The 13,676-nt window shown below is 67.4% G+C and carries 14 protein-coding genes; 8 read left to right on the forward strand and 6 right to left on the reverse strand.

All coding sequences use genetic code 11. From position 1 onward, the window contains the following. The first annotated feature begins 95 nt into the window (after window positions 1–95). The gene (locus tag MHA02_RS00840) at window positions 96–842 is read left to right on the forward strand and encodes an arginyltransferase (RefSeq protein ID WP_147076078.1); all 747 of its coding nucleotides are present in this window, start codon (window positions 96–98) and stop codon (window positions 840–842) included. Window positions 843–1,078: 236 nt separating this feature from the next. Here the strand turns inward: MHA02_RS00840 and ypfJ are convergent, their stop codons facing one another. Both ypfJ and MHA02_RS00850 read right to left on the reverse strand, forming a co-directional pair. After that, window positions 1,079–1,990, reverse strand: a complete 912-nt coding sequence (ypfJ, locus tag MHA02_RS00845; protein WP_147076079.1) for a KPN_02809 family neutral zinc metallopeptidase — start codon at window positions 1,988–1,990, stop codon at window positions 1,079–1,081. 100 nt (window positions 1,991–2,090) lie between these two features. Then, window positions 2,091–2,978 (reverse strand): uracil-DNA glycosylase, encoded by an 888-nt coding sequence (locus MHA02_RS00850; RefSeq protein WP_147076080.1) that lies wholly within the window; start codon window positions 2,976–2,978, stop codon window positions 2,091–2,093. Window positions 2,979–3,203: 225 nt separating this feature from the next. On the opposite strand from MHA02_RS00850, the gene MHA02_RS00855 reads away from it, so the two are divergent. The 3 genes from MHA02_RS00855 to MHA02_RS00865 all read left to right on the forward strand — a co-directional run bounded on the left by MHA02_RS00855 (window position 3,204) and on the right by MHA02_RS00865 (window position 7,878). Next, on the forward strand, window positions 3,204–4,877 hold the full coding sequence (locus tag MHA02_RS00855; protein WP_147076081.1) for an electron transfer flavoprotein-ubiquinone oxidoreductase: 1,674 nt from the start codon (window positions 3,204–3,206) through the stop codon (window positions 4,875–4,877). Window positions 4,878–5,028: 151 nt separating this feature from the next. Then, window positions 5,029–6,921: a tetratricopeptide repeat protein gene (locus tag MHA02_RS00860; protein ID WP_147076145.1), complete on the forward strand. Its 1,893-nt coding sequence runs from the start codon at window positions 5,029–5,031 to the stop codon at window positions 6,919–6,921. Between the two features lie 81 nt (window positions 6,922–7,002). After that, window positions 7,003–7,878, forward strand: a complete 876-nt coding sequence (locus MHA02_RS00865) for a 4-(cytidine 5'-diphospho)-2-C-methyl-D-erythritol kinase (protein WP_147076082.1) — start codon at window positions 7,003–7,005, stop codon at window positions 7,876–7,878. Between the two features lie 9 nt (window positions 7,879–7,887). On the opposite strand, the gene MHA02_RS00870 is transcribed toward MHA02_RS00865, so the two are convergent. Next, window positions 7,888–8,910, reverse strand: coding sequence for a polyprenyl synthetase family protein (locus MHA02_RS00870; protein ID WP_170248952.1), 1,023 nt, complete (start codon window positions 8,908–8,910; stop codon window positions 7,888–7,890). Between the two features lie 181 nt (window positions 8,911–9,091). Between MHA02_RS00870 and MHA02_RS00875 the strand changes: the two genes are divergently transcribed. Both MHA02_RS00875 and MHA02_RS00880 read left to right on the forward strand, forming a co-directional pair. Continuing rightward, the gene (locus MHA02_RS00875; protein ID WP_147076146.1) at window positions 9,092–9,325 is read left to right on the forward strand and encodes a putative signal transducing protein; all 234 of its coding nucleotides are present in this window, start codon (window positions 9,092–9,094) and stop codon (window positions 9,323–9,325) included. Continuing rightward, complete coding sequence (locus tag MHA02_RS00880) at window positions 9,309–10,064, forward strand: tRNA1(Val) (adenine(37)-N6)-methyltransferase (RefSeq protein ID WP_147076084.1); 756 nt, start codon at window positions 9,309–9,311, stop codon at window positions 10,062–10,064. The genes MHA02_RS00875 and MHA02_RS00880 overlap by 17 nt, the downstream gene beginning before the upstream one ends. Window positions 10,065–10,106: 42 nt before the next feature. On the opposite strand, the gene MHA02_RS00885 is transcribed toward MHA02_RS00880, so the two are convergent. Continuing rightward, window positions 10,107–10,376, reverse strand: coding sequence for a hypothetical protein (locus MHA02_RS00885; RefSeq protein WP_147076147.1), 270 nt, complete (start codon window positions 10,374–10,376; stop codon window positions 10,107–10,109). A gap of 394 nt (window positions 10,377–10,770) precedes the next feature. After that, window positions 10,771–11,007, reverse strand: coding sequence for a hypothetical protein (locus MHA02_RS00890; protein ID WP_176599791.1), 237 nt, complete (start codon window positions 11,005–11,007; stop codon window positions 10,771–10,773). 246 nt (window positions 11,008–11,253) lie between these two features. Between MHA02_RS00890 and MHA02_RS00895 the strand changes: the two genes are divergently transcribed. Continuing rightward, window positions 11,254–12,120, forward strand: coding sequence for a S49 family peptidase (locus MHA02_RS00895; RefSeq protein ID WP_147076086.1), 867 nt, complete (start codon window positions 11,254–11,256; stop codon window positions 12,118–12,120). Between the two features lie 42 nt (window positions 12,121–12,162). On the opposite strand, the gene MHA02_RS00900 is transcribed toward MHA02_RS00895, so the two are convergent. Next, complete coding sequence (locus MHA02_RS00900; protein WP_147076087.1) at window positions 12,163–12,417, reverse strand: hypothetical protein; 255 nt, start codon at window positions 12,415–12,417, stop codon at window positions 12,163–12,165. A 380-nt stretch (window positions 12,418–12,797) separates the two neighbouring features. On the opposite strand from MHA02_RS00900, the gene MHA02_RS00905 reads away from it, so the two are divergent. Next, window positions 12,798–13,607 (forward strand): DeoR/GlpR family DNA-binding transcription regulator, encoded by an 810-nt coding sequence (locus MHA02_RS00905; protein ID WP_147076088.1) that lies wholly within the window; start codon window positions 12,798–12,800, stop codon window positions 13,605–13,607. The last annotated feature ends 69 nt before the right edge of the window (window positions 13,608–13,676 follow it).

Genomic DNA, 13,676 nt, shown 5'->3' on the forward strand with positions numbered 1-13,676 from the left:
CGTCACGAAGCCCATTGAGCGGCGCGGGGATGCCGTTACACTCCGCCGAGAGCGCTAGAAGGCCCCGCTCCGGCTGACCCCAGGCAACGATCGGCGTGACGAGTCATCCGCGCGACACACCGCAATTCTACCTCACGGCCCCCTCCCCCTGCCCCTATCTCGAGGGCCAGGAGGAGCGGAAGGTGTTCACGCATCTCGTCGGGCGGCGGGCACGGGACCTGAACGAGATTTTGACCCAGGGCGGCTTTCGCCGCTCGCAGACCATCGCCTACCGCCCGGCCTGCGAGACCTGCCGCGCCTGCATCTCGGTGCGTGTGATCGTCGACGCCTTCCAGCCGACCGGCAGCCAGAAGCGGATCCTGCAGCGCAACGCCGATCTCATCGGCACGCCGGAATCGAACCGGCCGGCGTCCGAGCAATACGCCCTGTTTCGCCGCTACCTCGACGCCCGCCATGGCGACGGCGGCATGGTCGACATGACCGTGCTCGATTACGCCATGATGATCGAGGACAGCCACGTCGACACGCATCTCGTGGTCTACAAGCGCCGCGGTCCGGATAGCGCCATCCACGGCCGTGGACGCGGCGCGCCGGTCGCGGTCTGCCTGACCGACGTGCTCGCCGACGGCCTGTCGATGGTCTACTCGTTCTACGAGCCGGACGAAGCCGCGCGCTCCCTCGGTACCTTCATGATCCTCGACCACATCCGCCGCGCGCAGGAGATGGGGCTGCCATACCTCTACCTCGGCTACTGGGTCGAGGGCTCGCGGAAGATGGACTACAAGGCCCGGTTCAGGCCGCAGGAGCGGCTGATGCCGCAGGGGTGGGCGCGTGTGGAGTAGCTTGCGGCAGCTCTGGCGTTTGTGCTCACCGTGATCGTCAAGATCGGTATCCCGATCACACTGAGGTACCTCCCTTCGCACGAACTTGCCCGGCCTTTCGGCGGTGACGGTCGGTAAGTCCGCCACAGGCCCGCGCCTGAGCCCCCGCTTTCGGAAGGGTCTGACTTAGCCCGTGCCATATGGGGACGTCGGCGAACTGCAGACAAGCTTCATGGCTCGAGCTCCGGGGCCGAGTTTCACCCCCGCGCCGCCCGGAACGTATCGCAGCTCTTCGTCTGTCCGCTCTTGTAGCCGGTCATGAACCAGCGCATGCGCTGCTCCGACGAGCCGTGGGTGAAGCTGTCGGGCACGGCGTAGCCCTGGGCCTGCTCCTGCAGCTTGTCGTCGCCGATGGCGCTGGCGGCGTTCATGGCTTCCTGGATGTCGCCCGGTTCGAGAGCATTCCACTTGTCGTTCGAGTTCTTGGCCCAGACGCCGGCGAGGCAATCGGCCATCAGCTCGACGCGCACAGACAGCTTGTTGGCCTCCGGCGTGTTACCGCCCGCGGCCTGCTGGCGGCCCTGAACCTTGCCGAGGATGCCGAGCACGTCCTGGACGTGATGTCCAACCTCGTGGGCGATGACGTAGGCGTAGGCGAAGTCGCCCTTCACCTTGAACTTCTGCTCCATCTCCTTGAAGAAGCCCGTGTCGAGATAGACCTTCTTGTCGATCGGGCAGTAGAACGGCCCCATGGCCGCGCGCGCATCGCCGCAGCCCGAGCGGGTGCCGCCCTGGTACAGCACCATCGTCGTGGTGGTGTACTGCTTGCCGGTCTGGTTCGGCAGAATCTCCTTCCAGACGTCCTCGGTGTTGCCGAGGATCGCGGCGGCGAACTTGCCAGATTGATCGGTCGGGGCCTGACGGCGCTTCGCCTGCGTGTCCGGGTCTGCCCGCTCTTCGCGCTGGCTGCCGCCGCCACCGGTGACCTGCGAGTAGCCGCCGATCAGGACGGCCGGGTTGATGCCCGTGACCCAGCCGATGATGCACAGAATCACGATGGTGCCGATGCCGAGGCCGCCGGCCCCGCCGCCTGGAAAGCCCATGCCGCCACCGCCTTCGCCGCGACGGTCCTCGACGTTGTCCGAGCTCCGAAAGTCTTCCCAACGCATCGCGGTCTCGTCCCGTGCCTGTGCGCCGGGGCGAGGCCGGCGTCTGCCCTACAGAATGATCGGCGGAAAAATACGGTTCCGCTTCAATACCGGCAGCGTATCATTTCACCCCGTCGAGCGCCGTCTTCAGCGCCCGGAAATCGCGCCAGGCAAGCCGCTTCTGCACCGGCTGCCGCAGTAGATAGGCCGGGTGCAACGTCGCGAGAGCCCTGATCTCGCGGCCGTCCGGCAAGCGATAGGGATAGAAGCGACCGCGCGCTTTCAGAATGCCGTCCTTCGTACCCGTCAGCGTTTGCGTCGAGGGCGCGCCGAGACACACGAGGATCTCCGGATCGACCAACGCGATCTGGCGTTCGACGAACGGCCGACAGATCGCCACTTCCTGCGGGGTCGGGTTGCGGTTTCCCGGCGGCCGCCAGGGCACGATGTTGGCGATGTAGGCGCTCGACCGGTCGAGCCCGATCGCCGCCATCATCCGGTCGAGCAACTGGCCGGAGCGGCCCATGAACGGCTTGCCGATGCGGTCCTCGTCGGCGCCCGGAGCCTCGCCCACGAACATCACCCGCGCCTGCGGATTGCCGTCGGCGAAGACGAGATTCTTCGCGGTGAAGCGCAGGCCGCAGCCCTCGAAATCGCGCAGCAGCGCTTCGAGCTCGTCGAGCGAGGCCGTCTCCGCCGCCTTGGCGCGCGCATCACCCGCAGCTTCTCCGGGCTTGGCGGAGGCCGAGCCGCCGAAGGTGCGCGGTGCCGCCGACCTCGGCTCCGGCGGCGGCTCCCGTCCGCGCAACGGCTCGCGCCGAGGCTCGGACCTGTCGTCGGCAGGAGCCGCCCGCCTCGGTTCGATCGGCATCTCGCGGGCCGGCGGCGGCGCGTCGATCTCCGAAAAACGGTCATGCGGCGCTTCGTCCAGCGCGATGTCGACGCCCGACTCCACATGGAAGTCGAGCAACGCGATCAGATCGTCTTGGCCGGTGGCGGGAAACGTCATTCCGGTGATGTGGCGCGATCGAGGGCTGTGGACAACGGTGACTGATCCATCGCCTACCGAGACCTTTTGCCGTGCACCGTCCCGGCCACGGAGATGCCTCTTCTACCAGAGCCGACTTGCGTTCCTAGTTTGGAATGGGTTGAGAGACATCTTGAGCATATGCGCCCGCCCCCGGCTTTGCCGCCAGGGTCCGTGGGCGCTCAACGAGGCCTTGGAGGAAACAGGATGGCGTTGCCGGAACGCGAGGGCATGGACTTCGACGTCGTGGTCGTCGGCGCGGGGCCGGCCGGCCTCGCCACCGCGATCCGCCTGAAGCAGATCTCCGCCGAGAAGGGCGAAGAGATCAACGTCGTCGTCGTGGAGAAGGGCTCCGAGGTCGGCGCGCATATCCTGTCCGGAGCCGTGATCGACCCGACCGGTCTCGATCAACTGCTGCCCGAGTGGCGCGACGACCCCGAGCGGCCGCTGAAGACCGCGGTCCAGCGCGACGAGTTCATGTTCCTGACGGCCCATAGCGGCCTCAAGATGCCGAACGCCTTCTTCCCGAAGATGATGTCGAACCACGGCAACTTCGTCGGCTCGCTCTCGAACCTCACGAAGTATCTGGGCGTCCAGGCCGAGGCGCTGGGCGTCGAGATCTATCCGGGCTTCCCGGCCTCGGAGGTACTCTACGACGACAGGGGCGCGGTCACCGGCGTCGCCACGGGCGATCTCGGCATTGCCCGCAGCGGCGAGCCGCGCGACGACTTCACCCGCGGCATGGAGCTGGCGGGCAAATACGTCGTGTTCGGCGAGGGCGCGCGGGGTTCGCTCACCAAGACGCTGATCGACCGGTTCAAGCTGAACGCGGACAGCGACCACCAGAAGTACGGATTGGGGGTCAAAGAGCTCTGGCAGCTCAAACCCGAAAAATTCGAGCCGGGCCTGGTGCAGCACACCATGGGCTGGCCGCTGCCGAACAAGGCCGGCGGCGGCTCCTGGCTCTATCATTTCGACGACAACCTGCTCTCGGTCGGCTTCGTCACGCATCTGAACTACGAGAACCCCACGCTCTCGCCGTTCGAGGAATTCCAGCGCTTCAAGACGCACCCGATGATCCGCGACGTGTTCGAGGGCGCCAAGCGCATCGGCTACGGCGCCCGCGCGATCATGGAAGGCGGCTGGCAGTCGGTGCCGAAGCTCGTTTTTCCCGGCGGCTGCCTCGTCGGCGATTCCGCCGGCTTCGTGAACGTGCCGCGCATCAAGGGCTCGCACAACGCGATCCATTCCGGCATCCAGGCGGCGGAGGCCATCGCCGCCGCGCTCCAGGCCGGTCGCCAGGGCGACGAACTCACGGTCTACGACCAGGGCTGGCGCGACAGCGAGATCGGGCGCGATCTCAAGCCGGTGCGCAACATGAAGCCCCTCTGGTCGCGCTACGGGACCATGATCGGGGTCGGCCTCGGCGGTCTCGACCTCTGGACGAACTCACTGCTGAACGCCTCGGTCTTCGGCACGCTGAAGCACGGCAAGCCGGATCATGCCTGCCTCAAGCCGATCTCCGAGGTCGAGCCGATCAAGTACCCGAAGCCCGACGGCAAGATCACCTTCGATCGGCTCTCGTCGGTGTACCTGTCCAACACGAACCACGAGGAGGATCAGCCGGTCCATCTCAAGGTCAAGGACATGACGCTTCAGAAGACGTCCGAGCACGACGTGTACGGTGGGCCTTCGGGCTGTTACTGCCCGGCCGGCGTCTACGAGTGGGTGCAGGACGCCTCAGCCAGCGACGGCGTGCGCTTCCAGATCAACGCCCAGAACTGCGTCCACTGCAAGACCTGCGACATCAAGGACCCGAACCAGAACATCAACTGGGAGACCCCGGAGGGGCCGGGCGGGCCGAACTACACGAACCTCTGAGAAGGAGCGCGGGCGGGATCGGCGCGGGGGCTCCCGCGCCATCCTTTCGCCGCTCGCGCATGGCTTGCGGTGACGGCGGAAGGGATTAGTGTCCCCCGCCACATCGGCGCCGGCCGCTCGGCCGGGCGCGAAGGAGCCGTGACTGGTGACCATGAACGGAAACGCCGCCCACCGCCGGACCCGTCCGGCGCTCGCCCTCCTCCTCGTCTCCTCGGCAACGCTCGGCATGCCGGCGATGGCGGCGCAGCCGCGCGAATCCGCGCCACTCTCCGAGTACGAGCCGGCCGAGTCCCTGGAAGGCAACTTCCTCTCGGCCTACATCGCCGGCGCTTCCAAGGACACGACGGCCGCCGCGAGCTATTACCGCGAGGCGGTGAAGGGTGATCCGCGCAACGCCGAGCTGCTCGAACGCGCCTTCGTGTCGCTGCTCGCCGACGGCTCGATGACCGATGCGTTCCGGGCTGCCGAGCGGCTTTCGACCCGCGATGGGGCGAGCGGGCTCGCGCAGCTTTCGCTCGGTGTGCGCCAGCTCAAGGCCGGACAATACGCCGCCGCGCGCCAGAGCTTCGGCCGCAGCGGCAAGGGCGCCGCCGCCGACCTGACCGCGACGTTGCTCACTGCCTGGGCCTATGCCGGCGCCAACGACGGCAAGCGGGCGCTCGACACCGTGAACAAGCTGCGCGGCGAGCGCTACTTCAACGTTTTCCGCGACTACCATGCCGGGCTGATCGCCAACCTCGTCGGGGACAAGGCCGAGGCCGAGCGTCGCCTCAAGGCCGCTTACGATGCCGACCACAACACGCTCCGCATCGTCGACGGCTATGCCCGTTTCGAGGCCGCCGCCGGACGCACCGATCTCGCCATCCAGGCCTATTCCGACTTCGAGAAGGTGCTGCCGCGCCACCCGATCGTGACCGACGCCCTCGACAAGCTGAAGGCGGGCAAGCCCCTCGGCCAACTCATCGTCACCGCCCAGGAAGGTGCTTCGGAGGTCCTCTACGGGCTCGGCTCCGCCGGCTCGACGCAAGGCGACGAACTGCCGGCCGTGGTCTACCTGCGGCTCGCCCTCTACCTGAATCCCGAGCACGGCGTCGCCCGCCTGACATTGGCCGACACCCTCGACCGGATGAAGCAGGCCGAGCGTTCGAACGAGGCTTACGCGCAGATTCCGGCCACGTCCCCGCTCAAGCTCAACGCCGACATCCAGATCGGGTTGAACCTCGAGCAGATGGGCAAGGGCGAGGAGGCGATCCAGCATCTCGACGCCGTCCAGAAGGCTCATCCCGACAACGTCGACGTGATCTCGGCGCTTGGCAACGTGCAGCGCTCGCGAAAGAAGTTCGCGGAAGCCGCCGAAACCTACAGCCGCGCGATCAAGCTGATCGGCCCCGAGCAGGAGGGCAGCTACTGGACGCTGTTCTACTTCCGCGGCACCGCCTACGAGCGCGCCGGCGAGTGGCAGAAGGCCGAGGCGGACCTCCAGAAGGCGCTGTCGCTGCTGCCGCCGACGCAGCCGAACGCCCGCGCTCAGGTGCTGAACTACCTCGCCTATTCCTGGGTCGACCGGAACATGAACATCGACGACAGCTTCAAGATGCTGAAGCAGGCCGTCGACCTGTCGCCCCGCGATGGCATGATCATCGACAGCCTCGGCTGGGCCTATTTCCGCCTCGGCCGTTGGGACGACGCGGTGCGCGAGTTGGAGAAAGCCGTCGAGCTGAAGCCCGGCGATCCGACCATCAACGACCATCTCGGCGACGCCTATTGGCGTACCGGCCGCCGCCTCGAAGGCAAGTTCCAATGGCAGCACGCCAAGGACCTGAACCCCGAGCCGGACGACCTCGCCAAGATCAACGTCAAGCTCAAGGACGGACTGCCCGAACCGGAGAAGCCGGCGGTCACCGCCGAAAACCCGCCCAACCCGGCCGAGCAGACCCCGGCCCCGGTTGCCGCTCCGCACAATGCGGAGAACCCGGAACTGCCGAAGGGCGCACCGGCCCCGAGCGAGCCTCCGGGTTCGGCGGATAAGAAGCCGGGCGGCTAGTCGCGCGCTGCCGTTCGCTTGCAGCCTCCAGCGCAGTCGCCTATGGCCGCGCTTCGTATCGAGACGCTGCAGTAGCAATCCGTGACCGCCCTCACCACCCTCGCCCCGGCCAAGATCAACCTGACGCTCCATGTCCTCGGTCGACGTGCGGGTGACGGTTATCACGCGCTCGAAAGCCTCGTGGCATTCGCCGGCGTCGGGGACACGCTGGTGCTGGAGCCGGCCGAGCGTCTGACCCTGGACGTCTCCGGTCCGACGGCCGGCACGGCCGGCCCCACCGACGACAATCTCGTGCTGCGCGCCGCCCGGCACCTGGCTGCGGGCGTGCCGTCGCTGCGGGTCGGTGCTTTCAGCCTCGACAAGCGCCTGCCGGTGGCCGCAGGCATCGGCGGGGGCTCGTCGGATGCGGCGGCGGCCCTGCGCCTGCTCGCGGAGCTCAACGATCTGCCCCTCGATCATCCGGCGATCGTCGCGGCTTCACGCTCGGCCGGCGCCGACGTACCGGTCTGTCTCGATCCGCGGGCGCGGATGATGCGGGGTGCCGGCGAGGAGATCGGGACGGCGCTTGGTCTCGCCCCGCTGCCGGCCCTGCTGATCAATCCCGGTGTCGCCGTGGCGACGCCGCCGGTCTTCAAGGCGCTCGGGCTGGCAGTCGGCGAAACGCTGCCGGGTGCCAAGCATCCGGTGATCGCGCGCGGCCTCGACGCCGAGGGAGTCCTCGCCGCGATCACGCCGGCCCGCAACGATCTTGAGGCTCCTGCCCTTACCGTCGCGCCGATGATCGGCGATGCGCTCGCCGCGTTGCGCGATCAGCCGGGCTGCCGGCTCGCGCGGATGTCGGGCTCGGGCGCGACGGTGTTCGCGATCTTTTCGGATGAGGCGGCGGCGACTCGGGCGGCAGACAAGGTCCGCTCGGCCCGGCCAAGCTGGTGGGTCGAGCCGACGACGTTAAGCTGATCCCGCCCGTCAGTGCGCGCGCGCGATGCAGAAATCGACGACCTGCAGCAGCGCCGACTTCACCGGACCATTCGGAAACAGCGCCAAGGCATCGCGCGCCATGGCCCCGTAATGGCGGGCGCGCTCGGTGGTATCTTCCAACGCGCGGTGGCGGCGCAGAATGGCGAGGGCCGTTTCGAGGTCGCCCTCGTTGACGTCGCCGTCCTGCAGCGTGCGGCGCCAGAACACACGCTCCTCGTCGGATCCGCGCCGGAAGGCGAGCACGATCGGAAGGGTGATCTTGCCCTCGCGAAAATCGTCGCCGACGTTCTTGCCGAGGCTGGCGCTGGTACCGCCGTAATCGAGTACGTCGTCGACGAGCTGGAAGGCGATGCCGAGGTTCATGCCGTAGGAGCGGCAGGCGGCCTGCTCGGCACGCGGGCGATCGGCCAGAACCGGGCCGACTTCGCAGGCGGCGGCGAAGAGCTCGGCGGTCTTGGCACGGATCACCGCAAGATACTCGTCCTCGCTCGTCTCGGTGTTCTTGGCGGCGGTGAGCTGCATCACCTCGCCTTCGGCGATCACCGTGGCGGCACATGACAGGATGTCGAGGGCACGGAGCGAGCCGACCTCCACCATCATCCGGAAGGCCTGCCCCAGCAGGAAATCGCCGACGAGGACGCTGGCCTCGTTGCCCCACTTGATGCGGGCGGCGACCCGGCCGCGGCGCATGTCGCTCTCGTCGACGACGTCGTCGTGCAGCAATGTCGCCGTGTGCATGAACTCGACGCTGGCCGCGAGCTTCACGGCACCGTCGCCGCCTGCATAGCCGCAGAGATCGGCGCTCGCCAGCGTCAGGATCGGCCGCAAGCGCTTGCCGCCCGAGGCGATCAGGTGCTGCGCGACTTCCGGGATCATCGTGACGGCCGATCCCGTCCGCGACAAGATCTGGGTGTTGACCCGCTCCATGCCGCCCGCGACGAGGGCGACGAGATCGTTCAGTGCGCTTTCCGGATCGGAGCGACTCTCATCGAGGGAAACGACGACGCCCAATGCGCACCTGCCTGCCAGCATGTCCGCGCGGTGCGAGCCCGCGCACGGATGGATGCGACCCCTTCGCACGCGACGTGCGGCCTCGCAACACGCGCGCCGTCGCATGGCGGGCGGCCTGACCGTGCACGGTTGCGCGCGGAGTGATAGAGCGAGCGAGAACCTCAGGGATGGCCGCACACCTGTGATCGAGCTGATCCGCACAAACGAAATCGTCCTGATCGGCTTCGCGCGCTCGGTGCTGGAAGGGGCCGACATTCCGGTTCTGGTCGCCGACGAGCATATGAGCCTGATGGAGGGGTCTATCGGCGCGTTCGGGCGCCGGCTGCTCGTCCCGGACGACCTCGGGCGGCAGGCGCGCCGCATCCTCACCGACGCCGGCCTCGCCGCGGAACTCCGCGATGACGGAGGTCGCTGAACCCGACCTGTGGCTTGGGGGCCGCCTGAGGCTGCGGCAGCCGCCGCGGGGCGCGCACCGGGCCGGCACCGACGCCGTGCTGCTCGCTCGGCTGTTCGAGCCGGAGCCGGACGCCGTCGTCTGCGACCTTGGAGCCGGGACCGGTGCTATCGGTCTCGCCTATGCGAGCCTGCATCCGAGCTGCCGCGCCGTTCTGGTCGAACGCGATGAAGCGCTGGCGCAACTGGCTCGCCGGAACGCCCAGGCCAACAGTTTCGAGGAGCGCGTCACCGTCGTCGAAGCCGATGTGCTGGCGCCGGAGGCACACAGGCGCGCGGCCGGTCTTCCTGCGAACTTCGCCGACATTCTGGTGACGAACCCGCCCTTCTTCGACGGGACCCGCCACCGCCCCTCCCCGAACGCGTCGAAAGCCGCCGCACATACCTTCGCCGGCGACGGACTGGATGCCTGGCTGCGCACTTCAGCCGGTCTGCTCCGTTCTGGTGGCCGCCTAGGCCTGATCCACCGGGCCGACACGCTGCCCGACTGTCTCGCGGCCATGGGCAACCGGTTCGGCAACATCACGGTCCGCCCCGTTCAGGCCATGGCCGAGCGCCCTGCGATCCGTGTGCTGGTCAGCGCGGTGAAGGGCAGCCGGGCTCCATTCTCGCTGCTGGCGCCCCTGGTTCTGCAAGATGCCGCCGGCCGGTTCACGGCTGAGGTCGAGGCGATGCATCGGGGCGAGGCCTTCCGGCCATGAAAGAGGGCGCCCGCGGGCGCCCTCTCGTTATCCGATCCGCTTTCAGAAGAAGAATCGCCGGCGATAGTAACGCGGACGGTAATAGTGGCGCCGATAATAACGGGGGCGATAATAGTAGCGCGGGCGGTAGTAACGCGGGCGATAATAGTAGCGCGGACGATAGTAGCGACGGCGGACGAAGTAGTAGTAGGCCTTGGCAACGAGCGGGGCCTGGCTCGTCTCGGCGACGATTCCAGAGACCGGCATCGGCGCCGCGTTGGCGGTCGCACCGAGGCCGATGGTGCCTCCGAGCATCCCGATGATCAGAATCATCAAACGTAAGACACGCATGACGCCTCGTTTCCTCCGTTGGTTCTTGCCGTCCGGGTGAACGGTCGCAGCGCGTGGACGGATCGCGACTCGACACTCGCGTATGATCCACAAACAACGATCAAGGGAAATCGGCGATTTGTATGAACTTTTGTTTTAATCGTGGTTGAAGCACGTAGTCGCCGTTTTCGAGCCTCTGACGTCGGACGGCGTGCGCTTGGTGAAGCAGCTGTTCCAAAGGTGATCGGGTTTAGAGTAGCGTAAAGTGGCTCCGATCTAACCTTCTGCCACGTCGTCCAAAAATGGTCTCGCGGCGGAAGCCACAAAAATGGAGGGCGCCAATAGCGGCGCCCTCCAAATCCTGTCTGCTAAGGCTAAGGCCGATCGAGGCGATCGCTCAGTAGAAGAACCGACGGCCGTAATAGGGACGGCGGTAGCCGTAGAACGGCCTACGGTAGTACGGCCGACGATACCCGTAGAACGGGCGGCGATAGACAGGGCGCCCGTAGCCGAAGCGCGGCCCGTAGAACCCCCGCCGTCCGTAGTAGTAAGCCTTCGACACCGTCGCGCCATCGACGCTGCCGCCAACGATCTCCGTCGCTGGCAACGGTGCCGCGTTGGCGGCGGTCGACATTCCGACCGCTCCGCCGATCATCGCAAACGCGACGATCATCCATCGAAACATGCGCATTCGCACCAACTCCTGCCGCTGCTGTCCGCCTACACCACACCTGCCCGGCCGCGATGACGGAACGCGGGTCCGGGGCGGAGAAACGGCGACGAAGCCGAAACGGTTCGGCGACGATGGTTCGCAATGGCGTGATCGCGTCGTGCCCTTTAGGCAGGATGCTTCCAGCCCGCTTCCCGGACGCCAGCGACGATGCCAAGCACAACTGCGATCACCGATAGCTTGCGCCGGTTTCTGCCTGCGTCCTGGCGCGACACGCCCCCGCGCGTGGCCGTGCTGCGCCTCAACGGGGCGATCGGGGCGGTCTCACCGATCCGGCCGGGGCTCTCGATCGGCTCGCTCGCAGCGAGTCTGGAGCGGGCCTTCACCATGAAGCGGATCAGTGCGGTGGCGCTGATCGTCAACTCGCCGGGCGGTTCGGCGGCGCAATCGCACCTGATCTACCGGCGCATCCGGGCGCTGGCCGCAGAGAAAAAGCTTCCGGTCTTCGCCTTCGTCGAGGATGCAGCGGCCAGCGGCGGCTACATGATCGCCTGCGCGGCCGATGAAATCATCGCCGACCCGGCTTCTCTCGTCGGCTCGATCGGGGTGGTCTCGGCCGGCTTCGGTTTCGACAAGCTGATCGAGCGGATCGGCGTCGAGCGGCGCGTCCATACGCAGGGCGAGGCCAAGGCGATGCTCGACCCGTTCCGGCCGGAGGATCCGGCCGATGTCGAGCGGCTCAAGGCGATCCAAGCCGACATCCAGAATTTGTTCACGACCCTCGTCACCGAGCGCCGCCCGAAGCTCGGGGCCGGCCAGAATCTGTTCACGGGTGCGGTCTGGAGCGGCCGTCAGGCCCTGGCGCTGGGGCTCGTCGATGCCGTCGGCGACCTTCGAACTACGATGCGGGCGCGCTTCGGCGACAAGGTCGAACTCAAACTCGTCGCCGAGGCCAAGGGCTCGCTCGTCGCCCGGCTTCTGCGCCGGGCCGGCCCCGGCAGCACCGCGGGCGGGGTCCCCGACGCCTGGATCGCGGCGGTCGAGGAGCGCGCCGCCTGGGCGCGCTTCGGTCTGTAGAGCCGACGAACCGCCATCTTCTTCGTTGGCGTGCGCTGCGGATCAGCGCGCAGCGGCGAGACAGCCAGCCGGCGGGGCCGCATAGCCGCTATAGACCACCCGCACCTTCTTCGCGCAGGTCTCCGGGGCGGCGGCAGTTGCCACCAGAGCGACCTGGACCGGCGTCACGGCGACGGTCTGGCTGACGGCCTCGGCCGGTTCGGCCGTGGCGAAGGCCTGGGTCGCGCCGATGGCCATCGGCGTGGCGACGAGGGCGGTGGCGACGAGGGCGGCGAAGATAGTGAAACCGTTGCGCATGACGCGGTTGCCTGAGTGTTCGTCCACCCTCGGGTGGAGCTTGACCGTTCGATTGCTGCTTAAACTTGGCAGCTTGCGTCCGGTTCCGGCTCGATCGGATTCGTCGTTACGGAGATGCAGGACTGCACGGAGGTGCCGGGGAGCGCCGCATTCACCTGATCGTTGGGCGGGAAAAACCCGGCTGCATTTGGTGCCAGCGCCGCCCGCACGTTGTATCTTGCCCTGAGAGAGAAGAGACGCGTCCGACTCCGCTCCCCTCATTGCGAGCGCAGCGAAGCAATCCAGGGCCACACGCTCGAACGTCAGCGGGTTGGCCCTGGATTGCTTAGCTGCGCTCGCAATGACGGGATGGGGCACAACCGTCCGGAGATCCGAATACGGTGTCACGCCCCACCGAACGAAACGACGCACGGCAGGAGAGCTCCGCGGTCGAGGCACGTCGCGCGGCCATCGTTGCGGCCGTGCGGCAGCGCGGCTTCGTGACGATCGAGGCGCTGGCGGCGAGCCACGGCGTCACCGTCCAGACGATCCGGCGCGATCTCAACGAACTCTCGGCCGAGGGTCGGCTCGAACGCTACCGGGGCGGCGGCGGCCTGCCCTCCTCCGTCGAGAATGTCGACTACGCCGACCGCCGGGTCACGCTCTCGGCCGAGAAGACGCGGATCGGGCGCCTGGCTGCGAGCCGCATCCCCTCGCATTGCTCGGTCTTCATCAATATCGGCACGACCACCGAGGCGGTGGCCCGCGAACTGGCCCGGCACGACGATCTCTCGATCATCACCAACAACCTGCACGTCGCCCTCTCGCTGGCGGAGGCGACGGCGTTCCGCATCGTTGTCGCCGGCGGCACCGTACGTCGCGACGGCGCGGTGCTCGGCCAGCTCACCCTCGACACACTGAGCCAGTTCCGCGTCGACTACGCCGTCATCGGCTGCAGCGGCATCGACGAGGACGGGACGCTGCTCGATTTCGATTACGAAGAGGTGCGGGCCACGCAGGCGATCCTGGCGCATGCCAAGACGACGTTCCTCGTCGCCGACCACAGCAAGTTTTCGCGCCGGCCGATGGTGCGGGTCGGGAGCCTGGAACAGGTCGACACGCTGTTCACCGACCGGCCGCCGCCTGCCGGGATCGGGGGGCTGATCGAGCGGATTGGCGTGACGGTCGCGGTGGCGTCAGACGATGACTGATCGCTAGCGAACCCTGAAATTTTCGCTTGCGAACATCGAGCGGTGGCGCAATATGTTGCCGGATCGGCG

Source organism: Methylobacterium haplocladii (assembly GCF_007992175.1).
Taxonomy (GTDB): Bacteria; Pseudomonadota; Alphaproteobacteria; order Rhizobiales; family Beijerinckiaceae; genus Methylobacterium; species Methylobacterium haplocladii.

Excerpts from the sequence above, each read along its gene's own strand:
- ypfJ (WP_147076079.1), bottom strand. The coding sequence starts at position 1,990 with ATGCGTTGGGAAGACTTTCGGAGCTCGGACAACGTCGAGGACCGTCGC.
- MHA02_RS00850 (WP_147076080.1), bottom strand. The coding sequence starts at position 2,978 with ATGACGTTTCCCGCCACCGGCCAAGACGATCTGATCGCGTTGCTCGAC.
- MHA02_RS00855 (WP_147076081.1), top strand. The coding sequence starts at position 3,204 with ATGGCGTTGCCGGAACGCGAGGGCATGGACTTCGACGTCGTGGTCGTC.
- MHA02_RS00860 (WP_147076145.1), top strand. The coding sequence starts at position 5,029 with ATGAACGGAAACGCCGCCCACCGCCGGACCCGTCCGGCGCTCGCCCTC.
- MHA02_RS00880 (WP_147076084.1), top strand. The coding sequence starts at position 9,309 with ATGACGGAGGTCGCTGAACCCGACCTGTGGCTTGGGGGCCGCCTGAGG.
- MHA02_RS00885 (WP_147076147.1), bottom strand. The coding sequence starts at position 10,376 with ATGATTCTGATCATCGGGATGCTCGGAGGCACCATCGGCCTCGGTGCG.
- MHA02_RS00890 (WP_176599791.1), bottom strand. The coding sequence starts at position 11,007 with ATGTCGACCGCCGCCAACGCGGCACCGTTGCCAGCGACGGAGATCGTT.
- MHA02_RS00895 (WP_147076086.1), top strand. The coding sequence starts at position 11,254 with ATGCCAAGCACAACTGCGATCACCGATAGCTTGCGCCGGTTTCTGCCT.
- MHA02_RS00900 (WP_147076087.1), bottom strand. The coding sequence starts at position 12,417 with ATGCGCAACGGTTTCACTATCTTCGCCGCCCTCGTCGCCACCGCCCTC.